At 69.2% G+C, this 15,794-nt stretch carries 17 protein-coding genes; 4 read left to right on the forward strand and 13 right to left on the reverse strand.

The window, feature by feature from the left end:
- Positions 1 to 29: 29 nt before the first annotated feature.
- The 3 genes from rnc to sepIVA form a co-directional block, all read right to left on the reverse strand.
- A complete protein-coding gene (gene rnc, locus OQ789_RS06920) occupies positions 30 to 743 on the reverse strand; it encodes a ribonuclease III (protein WP_324684456.1) in 714 nt (237 codons plus the stop codon).
- Positions 740 to 1,327, reverse strand: a complete 588-nt coding sequence (locus OQ789_RS06925; RefSeq protein WP_324684457.1) for a DUF177 domain-containing protein — start codon at positions 1,325 to 1,327, stop codon at positions 740 to 742. The genes rnc and OQ789_RS06925 overlap by 4 nt, the downstream gene beginning before the upstream one ends.
- A gap of 68 nt (positions 1,328 to 1,395) precedes the next feature.
- Entirely contained in the window at positions 1,396 to 2,133 is a 738-nt protein-coding gene (gene sepIVA, locus OQ789_RS06930; protein ID WP_324684459.1) for a cell division protein SepIVA, read from the reverse strand.
- Positions 2,134 to 2,460: 327 nt separating this feature from the next.
- On the opposite strand from sepIVA, the gene OQ789_RS06935 reads away from it, so the two are divergent.
- Positions 2,461 to 3,624 carry a permease gene (locus OQ789_RS06935; RefSeq protein ID WP_324684460.1) on the forward strand — a complete coding sequence of 388 codons (1,164 nt, stop codon included), beginning with the start codon at positions 2,461 to 2,463 and terminating at the stop codon, positions 3,622 to 3,624.
- 61 nt (positions 3,625 to 3,685) lie between these two features.
- The gene (locus tag OQ789_RS06940; protein ID WP_324684461.1) at positions 3,686 to 3,820 is read left to right on the forward strand and encodes a hypothetical protein; all 135 of its coding nucleotides are present in this window, start codon (positions 3,686 to 3,688) and stop codon (positions 3,818 to 3,820) included.
- A 19-nt stretch (positions 3,821 to 3,839) separates the two neighbouring features.
- On the opposite strand, the gene coaD is transcribed toward OQ789_RS06940, so the two are convergent.
- From coaD to OQ789_RS06965, 5 genes are all read right to left on the reverse strand, one after another.
- Positions 3,840 to 4,322, reverse strand: a complete 483-nt coding sequence (coaD, locus tag OQ789_RS06945) for a pantetheine-phosphate adenylyltransferase (RefSeq protein WP_324684462.1) — start codon at positions 4,320 to 4,322, stop codon at positions 3,840 to 3,842.
- Between the two features lie 75 nt (positions 4,323 to 4,397).
- Positions 4,398 to 4,955 (reverse strand): 16S rRNA (guanine(966)-N(2))-methyltransferase RsmD, encoded by a 558-nt coding sequence (gene rsmD / locus OQ789_RS06950; protein WP_324684464.1) that lies wholly within the window; start codon positions 4,953 to 4,955, stop codon positions 4,398 to 4,400.
- Between the two features lie 10 nt (positions 4,956 to 4,965).
- Positions 4,966 to 5,598, reverse strand: coding sequence for a vitamin K epoxide reductase family protein (locus OQ789_RS06955; protein ID WP_420716059.1), 633 nt, complete (start codon positions 5,596 to 5,598; stop codon positions 4,966 to 4,968).
- Positions 5,595 to 6,362 carry a DsbA family protein gene (locus tag OQ789_RS06960; RefSeq protein WP_324684466.1) on the reverse strand — a complete coding sequence of 256 codons (768 nt, stop codon included), beginning with the start codon at positions 6,360 to 6,362 and terminating at the stop codon, positions 5,595 to 5,597. Before OQ789_RS06960 ends, OQ789_RS06955 begins: the two co-directional genes overlap by 4 nt.
- A 100-nt stretch (positions 6,363 to 6,462) precedes the next feature.
- The gene (locus tag OQ789_RS06965; RefSeq protein WP_324684467.1) at positions 6,463 to 7,581 is read right to left on the reverse strand and encodes an alpha/beta hydrolase; all 1,119 of its coding nucleotides are present in this window, start codon (positions 7,579 to 7,581) and stop codon (positions 6,463 to 6,465) included.
- Positions 7,582 to 7,921: 340 nt separating this feature from the next.
- Here OQ789_RS06965 and OQ789_RS06970 point away from each other — a divergent pair, with 340 nt between their 5' ends.
- Positions 7,922 to 8,767 (forward strand): aldo/keto reductase, encoded by an 846-nt coding sequence (locus OQ789_RS06970; RefSeq protein ID WP_324684675.1) that lies wholly within the window; start codon positions 7,922 to 7,924, stop codon positions 8,765 to 8,767.
- Between the two features lie 4 nt (positions 8,768 to 8,771).
- Here OQ789_RS06970 and OQ789_RS06975 read toward each other — a convergent pair whose 3' ends face one another.
- From OQ789_RS06975 to OQ789_RS06985, 3 genes are read right to left on the reverse strand one after another with little or no spacing between them, the layout of a single operon-like run.
- Positions 8,772 to 9,485 (reverse strand): HNH endonuclease family protein, encoded by a 714-nt coding sequence (locus OQ789_RS06975; protein ID WP_324684677.1) that lies wholly within the window; start codon positions 9,483 to 9,485, stop codon positions 8,772 to 8,774.
- 46 nt (positions 9,486 to 9,531) lie between these two features.
- The gene (gene recG / locus OQ789_RS06980; protein ID WP_324684469.1) at positions 9,532 to 11,763 is read right to left on the reverse strand and encodes an ATP-dependent DNA helicase RecG; all 2,232 of its coding nucleotides are present in this window, start codon (positions 11,761 to 11,763) and stop codon (positions 9,532 to 9,534) included.
- Between the two features lie 2 nt (positions 11,764 to 11,765).
- Positions 11,766 to 13,475, reverse strand: coding sequence for a DAK2 domain-containing protein (locus tag OQ789_RS06985; RefSeq protein WP_324684679.1), 1,710 nt, complete (start codon positions 13,473 to 13,475; stop codon positions 11,766 to 11,768).
- Positions 13,476 to 13,740: 265 nt separating this feature from the next.
- On the opposite strand from OQ789_RS06985, the gene rpmB reads away from it, so the two are divergent.
- Complete coding sequence (gene rpmB / locus OQ789_RS06990; RefSeq protein ID WP_324684471.1) at positions 13,741 to 13,935, forward strand: 50S ribosomal protein L28; 195 nt, start codon at positions 13,741 to 13,743, stop codon at positions 13,933 to 13,935.
- Between the two features lie 52 nt (positions 13,936 to 13,987).
- Here the strand turns inward: rpmB and OQ789_RS06995 are convergent, their stop codons facing one another.
- Positions 13,988 to 14,809 carry a mycofactocin-coupled SDR family oxidoreductase gene (locus tag OQ789_RS06995; protein WP_324684473.1) on the reverse strand — a complete coding sequence of 274 codons (822 nt, stop codon included), beginning with the start codon at positions 14,807 to 14,809 and terminating at the stop codon, positions 13,988 to 13,990.
- Positions 14,809 to 15,711 (reverse strand): SDR family NAD(P)-dependent oxidoreductase, encoded by a 903-nt coding sequence (locus OQ789_RS07000; RefSeq protein WP_324684475.1) that lies wholly within the window; start codon positions 15,709 to 15,711, stop codon positions 14,809 to 14,811. Before OQ789_RS07000 ends, OQ789_RS06995 begins: the two co-directional genes overlap by 1 nt.
- Between the last annotated feature and the right edge of the window lie 83 nt (positions 15,712 to 15,794).

A 15,794-nucleotide genomic window follows, 5' to 3' on the forward strand; every position in this document is an offset into this window, starting at 1 on the left:
GGGCGCAGCGGGTCATCACCGTTTCACGCTCAGCCGGTACCGGGGACGGCGGTGTCCAGCGCTTCCAGCGTTTTCCAGGTCGCCGCCGCGGCCTTCTGCTCGGCCTCCTTCTTGGAGCGGCCGACACCGGTGCCGTACTCGGTCTCCGCGACCACGACCACCGCGGTGAATTCCTTGTCGTGGTCGGGCCCGGTGGACGTGACGAGGTAGGACGGCGCGCCCATGCCGCGGGCCGCGGTGAGTTCCTGCAGGCTGGTCTTCCAGTCCAGCCCGGCCCCCAGCGTGGGCGCGGCATCCAGCAGCGGGCCGAACAACCGCAGAATCACCTCGCGCGCGGTGTCGATGCCGTGCTCGAGGTAGATCGCGCCCAGCAGCGACTCCATGCCGTCGGCCAGGATGCTCGACTTGTCGGCGCCGCCGGTGTTGGCCTCCCCGCGCCCCAGCAGCAGATGCACGCCCAGGCCCCCGTCGCACAGCTTGCGCGCGACGTCGGCCAGCGCCTGCGTGTTGACCACGCTGGCCCGCAGTTTGGCCAGGTCGCCCTCGGTGCGATCGGGATGGCGGTGATACAGCTCGTCGGTGATGGTCAGGCCCAGCACCGCGTCGCCGAGGAATTCCAGGCGTTCGTTGGTCGGCAGCCCGCCGTTTTCGTAGGCGTAGCTGCGATGCGTCAGCGCGAGGCACAAAAGGTCCGCCGACAGCTCAACCCCGAGGGCGTCCAGCAGCTCTTGGCGCGGAGTCACCGCTCGCCCCGCGACTCGTCGAACATGCCCGCCAGCTTGGCCCACCGCGGATCGACGCGATCGTGCTGATGGCCCGGCTCGGCGGCCAGCGCAACACCGCATTCGGGGCACAGCCCCGGGCAGTCCGGCGTGCACACGGGCGAGAACGGCAGCTCGAGCCCCACGGCGTCGACGATGGACTGTTCGAGGTCGATGATGTCGTCGACGATGTGGCCCACCTCGTCTTCCTCGGTGGTCGCCTCCGTGGCGCTGTTCGGGTAGGCGAAGAGCTCGGTGAGCCGCACGTCGACCTGTCCGCCCAGCCTGGTCAGGCAACGGGAACACTCGCCTGCGGTGGGCGCGCTGACCGTCCCGGTGACCAGTACGCCCTCGGACACCGACTGAATCTGTAAGTCCAGCTCGAGTGGGGTGCCCGCCTCGATCGCGATCATGTCCAGCCCGATGCGCAACGGGCTGGGCACGGTTTTCTGCCACGTCACCATCGCCCCGGGGCGGCGCCCCAGCCGGGTGATGTCGAACGCCATCGGGGAGGCCGAACGTGACGCCGCGCCACGGGCCGATGGTGTGCTGTGCCGGCGCGTCATACGGGAAATCCTACGGCGCGGACCGGATAATTCCAGGCCGCGCCCGCCCGGCGCCTGGCCGCGAGCGCCTAGCGCACCGCGTAGTCGTGGGTTCCGGCGGCCGTCCGCAATTGGTGACGGCCGCGGCCCACCGACCGCAGCGTGTTGTTGAGGAATTCCTCGAACTCGGCGAGCTTGGTGTCGACGTAGATGTCGCACTCGCCGCGCAGCCGGTCGGCCTCGGCGTGCGCGGAGTCGATGAGCCGGGTGGCCTCGGCCTTGGCCGCCTCCACCACGCTGTTCTGCGAGACGAGGCGCTGCTGCTCCTTGATGCCCTCTTGCACGGCCTTCTCGTAGGAGATGTTGCCGTTTTCCAGCAGCCGGTCGGCTTCGGCCTGGGCGCGCCCGACGCTGGCCTCGTACTCGCGCTTGGCCGCGGTGGCGATGCGCACCGACTCTTCGCGGGCCTCGCCGACCATCCGCTCGCTGTGCTGGCGGGCTTCGCTCACCATCCGGTCGGCCTGCGCCTTGGCGTCGGACAGCAGCCGATCGGCCTCCGCGCGCGAGTGGTTGAGCATCGACTCCGACTCGGTGGTCGCCGAGGACACCATGGACTCGGAGTGCGTCTTGGCGTCCTGCAACATGGAGTCGCGCGCGTCCAGGACGTCCTGGGCGTCGTCCAGTTCGCCCGGGATCGCGTCCTTGATGTCGTCGATGAGCTCCAGCACGTCGCCACGGGGCACCACGCAGCCGGCCGTCATCGGGACGCCACGGGCTTCCTCCACGATGGCGCTGAGTTCGTCCAGCGCCTCAAAGACTCGATACACGGCCATACCCTCCTGGCGTCTGCAATGTTGTTACCAGTGTGCCTGGTGATACCCCTGTGACAGCGGTGGCGACGCCGGTGTGTCGGGTTTTTGCCCGTCCGGATCACCTCGAAGCCCCCGGCGCGGCGCCCGGAACCGCCCGGCTATGTGCCAGCGATTCTAGGTTGCTGACTGCCGCGATGCAGAACCGCATTGGCCGACGCGGCCGCCACGACGCCGCACGGCCTCGGATCCCACGCCCTGCGCCCCTCGCGCTTATACCCCCAAGGGGTATAGTCCGCGGTGGGTTTGCAACGGCTACGCGAGTGGTTTGCCGGGAGGTTCTGGATGAGGGTGTTATCGGCGCTCGGGCACGCCGCAACGGTCGCGGGGTCGATGACGTGGGAAATTCTGTGGGCGCTGATCCTGGGCTTCGCCCTGTCGGCCGTGGTGCAGGCCGTCGTGCGACGCTCGACGATCGTCGCCCTGCTGGGTGACGATCGGCCGCGGACCCTGGCGGTCGCGGCCGGGCTGGGAGCGGCGTCGTCGTCGTGCTCGTACGCCGCGGTGGCGCTGGCGCGATCGCTGTTCCGCAAAGGCGCGAACTTCACCGCCGCGATGGCATTCGAGATCGGCTCCACCAACCTGGTGGTAGAGCTGGGCATCATCCTGGCGCTATTGATGGGCTGGCAGTTCACCGCCGCCGAATTCGTCGGCGGTCCGGTGATGATCGCGGCGCTGGCGGTGCTGTTCCGGCTGTTCGTGCGGTCGCGACTCGTCGACGCCGCCCGCGAGCAGGCCGAGCGCGGCGTCGCCGGCTCGATGGAAGGCCACGCCGCCATGGACATGTCGGTCCAGGGCGAAGGCTCGTTCTGGCGGCGGCTGTTCTCCCCCGCGGGCCTCACCTCCGTCTCGCACGTGTTCGTGATGGAGTGGTTGGCGATCCTGCGCGACCTCGTCCTGGGTCTGCTGATCGCGGGCGCCGTCGCGGCCTGGGTGCCCGAAAAGTTCTGGCAGGTATTCTTTTTGAGCGATCACCCGGGCCTGTCGGCGATCTGGGGACCGCTCGTGGGTCCCCTCGTGGCGATCGTGTCGTTCGTCTGCTCGATCGGCAATGTCCCGCTGGCCGCGGTGCTGTGGAACGGAGGCATCAGCTTCGGCGGCGTCGTCGCGTTCATCTACGCCGACCTGTTGATCCTCCCGATCCTCAACATCTACCGAAAGTACTACGGCACGAGGATGATGCTGACGCTGCTCGGCACGTTCTACGCCGCCATGGCCGCCGCCGGATACGTGATTGAATTTCTGTTCGGCACAGCCGATCTCATCCCGAAACAGCGCAACGCCGCGGTGATGGCGGCGACGATCTCGTGGAACTACACCACCTGGCTCAACATCGCCTTCCTGATCATCGCGGCGGCATTGGTCTTGAGGTTCGTCACCTCCGGCGGCATGCCGATGGTGCGCATGATGGGCGGGTCCCCCGACGCGCCACCGCACCACGGGAGCTGACGCCCGGCGCGCTCTGTCGCCGACAAATGACTTGCGCCACTGGCCGTGGCCAGTCTGGGGCATGGCCGGCGAAGTGGACCGCCAGGCAACCCCAGAGGAGTTGGGCGGCAAGCTGTCCCACGCGATCGCCGAGGCGAGACCGCTACGCGACGACGGCGATGATGACGACGAAGACGACGGCGTGGATGACGAGTAGTCACCAGAACCGTTGCGGTTCAAGACCGTGCGGCAAGCTTCTGTCGGATCCGGCGATTCACCGGCTCTGGCAACAGCTCTGACACGTCACCGCCGAGCATCGCGACTTCCTTGGCCAGTGACGACGACACGAACGAATACCGCGGTGTCGTCGCCACAAAAAAGGTGTCGACGCCGGCGACGTGCTTGTTCATCTGCGCCATCTGGAGCTCGTATTCGAAGTCGGTGCCGGTGCGCAGGCCCTTCACTATCGCGGTCATCCCGCGCGACCTGACGAAGTCGACCACCAGGCCCTCTCCGGCCTCCACCCGCAAGTTCGGCAGATGTGTCGTCGACTCGTTGATCATCGCGATCCGCTCGTCGAGGTCGAACATGCCCTTCTTGGCGGGGTTGGTCAGGATCGCGACGACGACCTCATCGAATTGGGCCGCGGCGCGCTCGAATACGTCGATGTGGCCCAACGTCACCGGATCGAAAGACCCCGGGCATACCGCGCCGCTCACGGACCGCGCCGTCGACGACGCAGGGCGATGCGATGCGGAGGGGCGGCGCGCACATCCCTGACGGTACACGGTGGCTCAGAGCCACTCCGCCAACTCCAAACGGGTGTCGCCGTACACCCGATGCGGCCACACCGACCAACCGGCCGGCCAGATCAGCGGCGCGCTACCGGCCGCGCGCTCGACCACCGCGACCGTTGCCTCGCGTACCCAGCCGTGCGCCTGCAGCGCGGTCAGCACGGCGTGCACCTCGTCGGCCTCGACCTCGTAGGGCGGGTCGGCCAGCACCAGGTCGACGGGTGATGCCGCCCCCGCCGCCGCGAGCACGGCCGCCACCGGGCCGCGCCGCACCGTCGCGCCGGGCAGTCCGACGGCCGCGATGTTGCGCGCGATGACCGACGCGCTGCGCTGGTCCGACTCGACGAACAGTGCGGAGGCGGCCCCGCGCGACAGCGCCTCCAATCCCAGTGCGCCAGAACCGGCATAGAGGTCGAGCACCGCAAGGCCGGTCAGGTCGCGCCGCGCGGTCAGGATGTTGAACAGCGACTCGCGCACCCGGTCGGTGGTGGGTCTGGTGCCGCGCGGCGGGACGGAGATGCGGCGGCCCCCGGCGGCGCCGCCGATGATCCGGGTCACGCGCCCACACCTACAGCAGCGTGGACCAGTAGTCCCAAAACCGCACCATGATCAGGAGGAACACCGCGGTGAACCACAGCGCGGCGATCGACCAACGCCAGTGGTACAGCATCAACCCGACGCCAGACCCGCCGCGCTGCAGAGACGGCCGGGCCGCGATCGAGGCGACCACCACCAGCAGCGACATGGTGACCACCCACACCACCATGCAGTACGGGCACAACGCCCCGATGCGGTACAGGCTCTGGAAGATCAGCCAGTGCACGAACACCGCGCCGACCACCAGACCGGCCGTCAACCCCACCCAATACCATTGCGGCAGAAACACTTTCGCCAGCGCCAGCAGACCGCTGACGACCACGACGGTAAAGCCCACCAGCCCCAGCAGCGGGTTGGGGAAGCCCAGCAGCGACGCCTGCGGCGTGACCATCACCGAGCCGCAGGACAGAATCGGGTTGATGTTGCACGACGGCACGTACGACGGGTTGATCAAAATGTCGATCTTTTCGACCGTCAGCGTCATCGACGCGAGCAGGCCGACCACGCCGGCGATCAGCACCCACCAGGCGCTGAGCGCCGGAGCCGGATCGGGCGTCAGGTCACCGGCGTGATCGGCGGCTGCCGTCGACACCGCGCCGGTCACATGGAGGCGGGCGCCACCGCGCCGTCGATGCCGGGGATGTTGCCCACGATCTCTTTGATCTTGGTGACCAGCGCATCGGGCGTCGACGGGTCGTAGTCGTCGCCGTTGATCTTGATGGTCGGCGTCGCGGTGATGTGCGCGGCCGCGGCCTCGCCGGTGACCTTGGACAGGTACTTGCCGCTGTTGATGCAGTCCGGCACCTTGCCCGCGGCGCCCGCCTCGCGGGCGAGCTCGATCAGCCGCGCGTTGTCCGGGAAGGACTTGCCGGTCTCGCTGGGCTGAATGTCGGTGCTGAACAGCGCGGAGTGGAAGCGCCGGAACGCGTCCGGGGACTCGTCGTTGACGCACAGCGCGGCGGCGGCCGCCCGCGACGAATAGTTCTGGTTCCGCGAGCTGTCCAGGATCGACACCATGGAGTAGTCAGCCGCGATGGCGCCGAGGTCGATGAGCCGCGACACCGTCGGGCCGAAGGTGCGCTCGAAGTTGCCGCAGGCCGGGCACAGGAAGTCCTCGTAGAACGTCACAACGGCCTTGGGGTTGCTGCTGCCGGGCTGGGTGACCAGCTTGCTCGACGTCACCCGCACCGCATCGCCTGCGCCGGTGGCACCGGTCTTCTTGTGGTGCGAGGTCACGATGTAGAAGACGAGGGCGACCGCGAAGATCACCACGAATGCGGTGCCGCCGATCTGGATGAGCCGGCCCGACTTACCGCCAGAGGCCGCCTTCATGTCGAATTGCGGGGGACGTTTGGGTTTGTCGGTCACAGGTTCCCTGATCTTTCCGTACGAGTTGTCGGTTTGCCCGTTGCGGGCAAGCGATCGGACAGAGCGGCCTCTAGATTACCGGCGCAGCGCGCCGTGGGAATCAGACCCGGCTCAGGTGTGCGCGCAGGGCCGAAATCAGCTCGCTGGTCGCCACCATGCTGTCGCCGCCCAGCTGGAACAGATTGGCGAACCCGTGGGTCAGCGAACCCAGGTACCGCAGGTCCACCGCGACCCCCGCGGCCCGCAGCGCCTCGGCGTAGCTCTCGCCCTCGTCGCGCAGCGGGTCGAAGCCGGCGACCGCGATCAGCGCGGGAGCCAGCCCGGCCAGCGATTCGGCCAGCGCCGGCGAAACCCGTGGATCGGTGCGGTCGAGCTGCGAGCGCCGCAGGTACTGCGATTCGAACCAGTCCATGTCCCGCTTGGTCAGCACGAAGCCCCGCGAGAACAGGGTCAGCGACCGATTCTTCGCGGTGAAGTCGGTCCGCGGGTAGAGCAGCCATTGCAGCACCGGCGCCGGGGCGCCCTCGTCGCGCGCTATCTGGCTGACCACGGCGGCGAGATTGCCGCCGGCGCTATCGCCGCCGACCGCGACGCGCCCCGGCGCCGCGCCCAGCTCACCGGCGTGTTCGTAGGCCCAGGTGAAGGCCGCGTAGGCGTCCTCGATGGCGGCCGGCGCCGGGTGCTCGGGGGCCAGCCGGTAGCCGATCGACAGCACGTGGATGCCGGCGTCACGGCAGGTCAGCCGGCACAGGGCGTCGTAGGTGTCCAGGTCGCCGATCGACCAGCCGCCGCCGTGGTAGTAGACCAGCAGCGGCGCGGCCTCACCGCAGGCCGGGCGGTAGTGCCGGGCCGGGATGTCGCCGGCCGGGCCGGGCAGCGCCAGCTCGTCGACGTCGACGTGAATCTGCGGACCGGGCAGCCCGACAATCGACTCGCGCATATGGGCGCGCGATGTCTGCGGGTCGTCGTCGATGACCAGCCCGTCGATGCCGACGGCGCGCAGGCCCGAGAGCATCAGCTGCAGGGTCGGATCCAACGTGCTGCCGTCGATGATGACCGAGCGGCCGCGGACCAGTCCCCGTCGGATGGCGGTGGGGATCCACGGAATGACCTTGGCCCCGACGCCGGTGACGGCGCCCTGGATGCGGCTGGTCAGCGGCACCGGGGCGCGGTCGGCTCCCAGCTCGAGGTCCGGTGCGCCGGACAGCGGCCTGGTCATTGCTCAACCCCCTTCACAACACGACGACGAAAGTTTTGCCGGCGCCGACGGCAACCAAACCCAGGGCGTACCGGTGTGCCGCGCAACAAACTGTACGGGGGGCGCACCCGGCGCCGACAGCGCGCATAGACACCCGCCCAGGTGTTGATTACGTTCGATTTGCTGACTCGGTAATATCGTGGTCCCCGACTCGGTGAACCTTCATCGGATTGCGAGCAACTTCGACGTGCGTCGATATCGAACTGAGCGTCTCGAACACGGCGCTTGACCGCTCGCCTGATGACGGGACCCGGATCGGCACACAGTCTCGAACCTTCAATTTCACAGGCAGGTGAATGAATTGGCCGGCGAGTCGGGCTCCGCCTTACCCTCAATCGCTCTCAACGACGAAAACACGATGCCGGCTCTCGGGCTCGGCGTCGCGGATTTGTCGGATGACGAAACCGAACGCGCGGTGTCGGCCGCACTGGAAATCGGCTGCCGGCTCATCGACACCGCCGCGGTCTACGGGAATGAGGCCGCCGTCGGGCGGGCCATCGCCGCCTCCGGGATTCCCCGCGCCGAGCTGTTCATCACCACCAAGCTGGCCACGCCCGACCAGGGTTTCAATAAGGCGATGGACGCCTGCAGCGCCAGCCTGGAGCGCCTCGGCCTGGACTACGTCGACCTCTACCTGATCCACTGGCCGGCGCCATCGCTGGGCAGCTACGTGAACTCCTTCGGCGGCCTGATCCAGTCCCGCGGAAACGGCCATGCCCGCTCGATCGGTGTCTCCAACTTCACCGAGGACTTCCTGACGACGGTCATCGACCTGACCTTCGTCACCCCGGCGGTCAACCAGATCGAGTTGCACCCGCTGCTCAACCAGGAGGCGCTGCGCGCGGCCAACGCCGAGCACAACGTGGTCACCCAGTCCTACACGCCGCTGGCGCTGGGCAAGCTGATCGACGACCAGACGGTGCAGTCGGTCGCCGGCGAATACGGCAAGACCGCCTCGCAGGTGTTGCTGCGGTGGAACCTGCAGCTGGGCAACGCGGTCGTCTTCCGGTCGGCCAACGCCGAGCACATCGCGTCCAACCTGGACGTGTTCGACTTCGAGTTGGCCAACGAGCACATGGATGCGATCAACGCGCTCAACGACGGCACCCGGCTGCGCCCGGACCCGGAGACCTACGAGGGCTCGTAACCCGTTACCCCGCCGGGCAGGTCGTCGCGGCCTGGCGCAGCACGCCGCTCGACGCCGCGTCCACCGGCAGCGCGTAGCCGCGTAGCACCGCGATGAACTGCATGGCGTACTGGCATGCGAACGCCGCGTTCGGCGGCATCCACAGCCCCGGCGGCGAATCGCCCTTGTCCTGATTGGCCTGCCCGTCGACCGCCAGCAGATTGGCCGGATCGTTGGCGAAGCGCCGCCGCTCGGGGGTGGGCCAGCCGGAGGCGCCCATGTCCCACGCGTAGGCGAGCGGGACGATGTGGTCGATCTGGACCGCCTCGCCGACCTTGGGACCGCGCCGGAACGCGATGGCCTTGTTGGTGTACGGATCATGCAGCGTGCCGGTGGCCACGGCGTCCGGGCACCGCTTGACCCAGACGTAGGTCTTGTCGACGAGGTCGCGATTGAGGATATCGTCGCGGGTGTCACATCCGTTGTGCCCCATCGGCGCATCGTTGTCGTCGTCCCACGCGTCGCCGAACGCCGAGCGCAGGTAGTCGTACCGATGCAGGCGCAGGGGCACGACGCCGACGCCCGCGAGTACGTCGGTGCCCGGCTGCACCGTCGGAACGTCGGCGCGCGCGGCGTATTCGGTGGCATGTCTGGCGGTCGAGGACCCCACCGTCTGGTAGGCCACTAGCAGCGCCAGCGCCGCCACCGCGGCCAGCCACAGCAATACCTTGCGGTTCACCTGCGCCACCCCTGTCCATCCCTGCACTCTGCATCGTCGCCGACGTTCATGACTTGTCCAGGTACTCGATGCGGTCGGTGTCGGTGAATCGTGCGGCCAGCACGCCCAATTCGGGGTTCGAGGGGTTGTCGGCGTAGGTCGTCACGCAGAAGTCCCGGGCGGCCTCGATGAACTCCTGATGGTCGGCCAGGGACAGCAGCCGAAGCGTGATCGATTTACCGGACTGGTTGCGGCCCAACACATCTCCTTCGCGGCGTTCCTTGAGGTCGAGGTCGGCCAGGACGAAGCCGTCCAGCGTCTCGGCGACCGCGCGCAGCCGCTTGCCGGCCGACGAATGCGGCGCGGACCAGGTGGCGAACAGACACAGGCTGGGATGGCGGCCGCGGCCGATCCGGCCACGCAGCTGATGCAGCTGGCTGATCCCGAACCGGTCGGCGTCCATCACCAGCATGATGGTCGCGTTGGGCACGTCGACCCCCACCTCGATGACGGTGGTGCACACCAGCACATCGACCTCGCCGGCCCGAAACGCCTCCATCACGGCGTCCTTCTCCTCGGCCGGGAGCCGACCGTGCATCAGCCCCAGGCGCACACTCGCCAGCTCACCCGAGCGCAGCCGCGCGTAGAGGCCCTCGGCGGTCTCCGGCGCCTTCGCGTTGGGCTCCTGATCGCCCGGGTCGTCGCTCTCGTCGATGCGCGGCGCCACCACGTAGGCCTGGCGGCCGGCCGCGACCTCCTCGGTGATGCGCCGCCACGCCCGGTCCAGCCACGCCGGCTTGTCCTTGACGAAGATGACGTTGCTGGTGATCGGCCGGCGGCCGCGCGGAAGTTCGCGCAGCGTCGAGGTCTCCAGATCCCCGTACACGGTGAGCGCGACGGTGCGCGGTATCGGCGTGGCCGTCATCACCAGCAGGTGCGGCGTCACCCCGGGACGGGCCTTGACCCGCAACTGATCTCGCTGCTCGACACCGAAGCGGTGCTGTTCGTCGACCACCACCATGCCCAGGTTGTCGAATTCCACCGCGTCCTGCAGCAGCGCGTGGGTGCCGACGACGATGCCAGCCTCGCCGCCGGCTATCTCGGCGCGGATCTGTTTCTTCTGGGCGGCCGTCATCGACCCGGTCAGCAGAGCCAGCCGGGTGGCCGCGCCGCCGTCACTGTCGGCGCCGCCCAGCTGCCCCGCCATCGCCAGCGGGCCGAGCACGTCGCGAATCGACCGGAGATGTTGCGCGGCAAGTACTTCCGTCGGCGCCAGCAACGCGCACTGATAGCCTGCGTCGACCATCTGCAGCATGGCCAGCACCGAGACGATCGTCTTACCCGAGCCCACTTCGCCCTGCAGCAGGCGATTCAGCGGGCGGGTCGCCGCCAGCCCGTCCGACAGCACGGCGAGCACCTCACGCTGTCCCGCCGTCAGCTCAAAGGGTAAGCGCCCCAACAGTTCCACGGCCAGGCCGTCCGACCGGGGCGGCGCGGGCGGCCCGGACTCCGACAGCTCGCCGTGGCGACGGGCCACCAGCGCCCACTGCAGGCCTACGGCCTCGTCGAAAGTCAGGCGCTCCCGCGCGCGCTGCCGCCGCGCCTCGCTCTCGGCGAGATGGATGTCGCGCAGCGCCCGGTCCTCGTCGACCAGGCCGAGTTTCGCGCGCAGGTCCGCGGGCAGCGGATCGGGCACCGGGTCGAGCACGTCGAGCACCTGGCGCACGGAGCCGAAGATGTTCCAGCTCTGCAACTTGGCGCTGGCAGCATAGATCGGGAAGAAATGGCGCTGATACGCGTCCGCGATCGCTTCGCCGCTGGTGGCGTGCGAGGCGTCGGCGATGCTCTTGAGCGATGGGGTGCCCCGATTCCTGCCGTCCTGCCGATCGAGCAGGAGAAAAGCCGGATGCGTCAGCTGCATCACGTTTTTGAAGTATCCGACCTCGCCGGACAGCATCACCTTGGTGCCCTCGGTGAGATCCTTTTTCAGGAAATTCGCGTTGAAGAACGTCGCGGTCACCTTGTTGCGGCCGGAGCCGAGGGTGATGCGGTGGCACACCTTTTTCGGTGTCTTTTTCATCGGGAACGTCGCGGTTTCGGTGATCGTGTCGACGATGGTGACGTGCTCGCCGGCGGGCGGGCGTTCGTCGTGCGCGTCCCAACGGCTGGCGCCCTCGGTGTAGCTGCGTGGGTAGTGGCGCAACAGATCGTCGACGGTCCGGATGCCGAACACCTCGTCGAAGAGTTGCGGGGCCTTTCCGCCGAGAACGTAGTCCAGCCGGTCGCGCAGCGACGCCATCGCTACTCGACCCCGATCAGCAGCACGTCCCCGCGGTGGCCGGTGCGGTAGGTCACCAGTTCGGTCCCGGGGTGGTGGTCGTGCATGTGTTCTTCCAGGATGTCGCCGACGGCGCCGGCATCGGCGTCCGGGTCGTCGGTGTCGATGTCCGCGCCCAGCAGCACGGTCACCAGGTCGCCGCCGGAGGCCAGCAGGAGATCGAGCAGACCGATCGCCGCCCCGACCGCGTCGGCGGCCACGATCAGCACCTCATCGCCGGCGATGCCCAGGCCGTCGCCGGGGCGGCAGCGGCCCGCCCACGTCAATGCGCTCTCGGTGGCGATGCGCACCGAGCCGTGCCGCGCCGCAGCGGCGGCGCGGGCCATGGTGTAGCCGTCGTCCACGGCCTGCCGGCCGGGTTCGTGCACGGCCAGCGCGGCCATGCCCTGCACCATCGACCCGGTCGGGATCGGCACCACGTCGATCCCCCAGCCGATGGCCGCGGTGCAGCCGGCCACCAGCTCCTCGGCGGCCACATAGCCGTTGGGCAACACCATGACCTGGGCGGCGCCGGTGTCGATGACGGCCCGCATCAGCTGGTGCGCGCTGATGTTGGTGACGGGATCGTGCGCGGCCGGGTCGCGCTGCAGCACGCAGGCGCCCTCGCCGGCGAACAGCTCGTCGGCGCCGTCGCCGTCGACCACCGCCAGCACCGCCCGTTCCCGCGTCCAGCCGCCGGCGGGCAGCCCGCCGGCGCCCGAGCTCAGCGCCGAGATGACGATGCGGCTCAGCCGGCCGGCCGCCAGCCCGGCTTCCACGGCGGCGCCGGCGTCGTCGGTGTGCACGTGGACCGAGTAGGTGCGCTGCGCCGACGACGGCGCGGACGCGATGCCCACCGAGTCGCCCAGCTCCCCCAGCCGGTCGCGCAGCCCGTCCGCCGCTGCGGGTTCGCAGTCGTCCAGCCGGTACATGACCTCGAACTGGGGCGCCGGCCGCTGCGTGGGCGCCTCCGGCTGCGCCCGCGGCGACAGCTCGTACACGGTGCGGGCCGGTGCTTGCCCGGTGATCGTGGACCGCAACGCGTCCAGCAGCACCAGCAAGCCACGCCCGCCCGCATCCACGGCGCCGGCGTCGGCCAGCACGTCGAGCTGTTCGGGGGTTTTCTCCAGCGCGACCACCGCCGCGTCGCCCGCGGCGATGACGGCTGTCCCCAGCCCGTCCGCGGCTCCGGCGCACTGCGCCACGGCGTTCGCGGCGGCCCGCAGCACCGAGACGATGGTCCCGGGGATCTCCTCGCCGCCCATCGAACTGATCACCAGCTCCACGCCGCGCCGCAGCGCGGCGGCCAGCACCACCGCGTCGATGTGGCGCAGCTCACCGCCCGAGTCGGCGGCGGCAGCCGCGGTGGCGTCGGCGACCCCGCGCAGGATCTGCGACAGGATCACCCCGGAGTTGCCGCGCGCGCCGTTCAGCGCGCCGCCCGACAGCGCCGCCGCGGCCCGCGCGACACACGCCGAGGCACCCTCGGCGCCGGCGCTCGTGTCGGCCTCGGCCAGGGCTGAGCGCATGGTGAACAGCATGTTCGCGCCGGTGTCGGAGTCGGCGACGGGGAAGACGTTGAGGCGGTTGATCTCGTCGATGTGCGTGATCAGGTCGCTGACGGCGGTGTGCGCCCAGTCGCGCAGGGTGATCGCGTCCAGGAGACGATCCTGCGACGAACCAGCAGTGCCCAGAGTGACCACCTCCTTTGCGCCGGTCCCGCGGTGCGCGCCAGCGTAGCCTGACCACACGCACGACGGCTGCCGGTCGACACCCGCCCACCGGCGGGCGGATCCGGCCCATTGAGCCTAGCCAGAAGGGGCGACAGCGGTGGTGACCGTTTTGGCGCTTGCCGCGACAGTCGGTATTCTGGTCAGGCCCGGGCGAACCCGGGCCGTCCCGGCTCGTTTCCACGATTTCCGTCCGTGCCGGGCCCCCGAGATTTGAGGAGTCTGAACCATGGCCGCTGTGTGCGACATCTGCGGGAAAGGCCCCGGCTTCGGTAAGTCGGTGTCGCACTCCCACCGCCGCACCAGCCGCCGGTGGAACCCCAACGTCCAGACCGTGCACGCCGCCACCCGTCCGGGCGGCAACAAGCAGCGGCTGAACGTCTGCACGTCCTGCATCAAGGCCGGCAAGGTCGTCCGCGGCTAGGGGCGATCGCCGGGCGCAGCGGGTCGCCACGATCGGGCAGCGACAACCGTCGTCACATCACGACGTGGCCGGCGTCCACCGGAATCGCCGCGCCGGTGATGTAGCGCGAGCGCGGGCCTGCGAGCCACAGCACCGCCTCGGTGACGTCTTGCGCCTCGAGCAGCGCCACGTCGGGTAGCAGCGTCCGGGTCAGCGGCGGGTTGGGGTTTTCCAGCATCCGGTGCACCACGAAGTCGTTGAGGATCATCGGCGTCGCGACACCGCTCGGGTGCACCGAGTTGACCCGGATCTTGTGTGGCGCATAGGCATTGGCCGCCGATCGCATCAGCCCCACCACCCCGTGTTTGGATGCGGCGTACGCGAACATCGCGGCGCTGCCGTCGCCGCCGCGCCCGGTCAGCCCCTGCGACGAACTGACCAGCACCACCGAGCCGCCGCGGCCCTTACGCACGATCGAGGGAACGGCGGCCAGCAGCGTGTGCCACACCCCCTTGAGGTTGGTGTCGACGATCGTGTCGAATACCGGTTCGGAGTCGGCGTCGGCGACCCCGATGGCCACCACTCCTGCGTTGGCGACGAGGACGTCGACGTCGCCGAGTTCGTCGACGCCGGACTGGACCCCTGCCTGCAGTCCCTTGAGGTCGCGGACGTCGGCGATCACCGGAACCGCCGTGCGCCCGGCCGCCCGGACCAGTCGGACTGTCTCGCCGAGGTCGGATTCGGTCGCCAGGGCATACGGGATCGCCTCGAGGTCGGCGCAGATGTCGACGGCGATGATGTCGGCGCCCTGCTCGGCCAGCGCGACGGCGTGGCTGCGGCCCTGACCGCGCGCGGCGCCGGTGATCACGGCAACGGTGCCGTCGAATTCGCCCATCACGGCACCTCCAGCGTTGTGCCCGTCTCGTGCTCGGCGAAGGCCACCAGTTGCGCGGCCGTGTCGTAATCGCAGGCCAGCTGGGTGCGGCCGATCAGCACCGGGCCGCCGCGCAGCCCGAACCTACCGCTGACCCCGACGTAGCTGCCCGGTGGAATCGGCTCGCTGATGCAGTAGAGCGTGGGCGCCGCGCCTTCGTCGATGTCGTTGGCCAACCGGTCGGCCACCGCCTTGACGCCCTTGTGCGCCAGCGACATCAGCGCCGATTCGCCCAGGTTGGACAGGTTCGAGGCCACCCAGCCGGGGTGGGTGAGCTGGCTGACGATCGGCGACCCGGCTGCGCGCAGCCTGCGGTCCAGCTCGAGCCCCCACAGCATGACGGCGAGCTTGGACTGCGCGTACGCCCCCAGCCTGGTCCACTTGTGCTGGCGCAGGTGCGGATCGTCGAGCTGCAGCGTCGCCGAGCGGTGCGCGTCGGAGCCGACATTGATGATCTGCGAACGCACTTGGGGCAGAAGCAGATTGGTCAGGGCGAACGGTCCGAGCAGGTTGGTGCCCAGCGTCATCTCGAAGCCGTCGACGGTCTCGGTGCGCCGGTCCGTCAGGGCACCGGCGTTGTTGATCAGGATGTCCACCGGCTCGTCGATCAGCCCCGCGAAGGCCCGCACCGACGAGAGGTCGGCGAGATCGAGCTTGGCCACAGTGGTCGTGCCGCTCAGCGCGGACATCTCCGCGGCCCGTCGCTCGCCGAGTTCGGTGTTGCGGACCGCCAAAATCACGTGCGCACCGGCTTTGGCGAGTGCACGCGCGGTGCCGAGCCCGACGCCGTTGGTCGCCCCGGTCACGATCACGCGTTTGCCGGTGAGGTTGCCGAGCCTGCTCGGCGTCCACGGTAAGGTCACGGCGATCCAGAGTAATGGTCAGTTCTATGTAAGTCGGACCGGTTCTGCGAACATTGTTCGCGGACCAGAGCGGAAGACTCCCG

The organism is Mycobacterium sp. 94-17 (assembly GCF_035617725.1).
Lineage (GTDB): Bacteria > Actinomycetota > Actinomycetes > Mycobacteriales > Mycobacteriaceae > Mycobacterium.

Excerpts from the sequence above, each read along its gene's own strand:
- OQ789_RS06925 (WP_324684457.1), bottom strand. The coding sequence starts at position 1,327 with ATGACGCGCCGGCACAGCACACCATCGGCCCGTGGCGCGGCGTCACGT.
- OQ789_RS06935 (WP_324684460.1), top strand. The coding sequence starts at position 2,461 with ATGAGGGTGTTATCGGCGCTCGGGCACGCCGCAACGGTCGCGGGGTCG.
- OQ789_RS06940 (WP_324684461.1), top strand. The coding sequence starts at position 3,686 with ATGGCCGGCGAAGTGGACCGCCAGGCAACCCCAGAGGAGTTGGGCGGC.
- OQ789_RS06965 (WP_324684467.1), bottom strand. The coding sequence starts at position 7,581 with ATGACCAGGCCGCTGTCCGGCGCACCGGACCTCGAGCTGGGAGCCGAC.
- recG (WP_324684469.1), bottom strand. The coding sequence starts at position 11,763 with ATGGCGTCGCTGCGCGACCGGCTGGACTACGTTCTCGGCGGAAAGGCC.
- rpmB (WP_324684471.1), top strand. The coding sequence starts at position 13,741 with ATGGCCGCTGTGTGCGACATCTGCGGGAAAGGCCCCGGCTTCGGTAAG.
- OQ789_RS06995 (WP_324684473.1), bottom strand. The coding sequence starts at position 14,809 with ATGGGCGAATTCGACGGCACCGTTGCCGTGATCACCGGCGCCGCGCGC.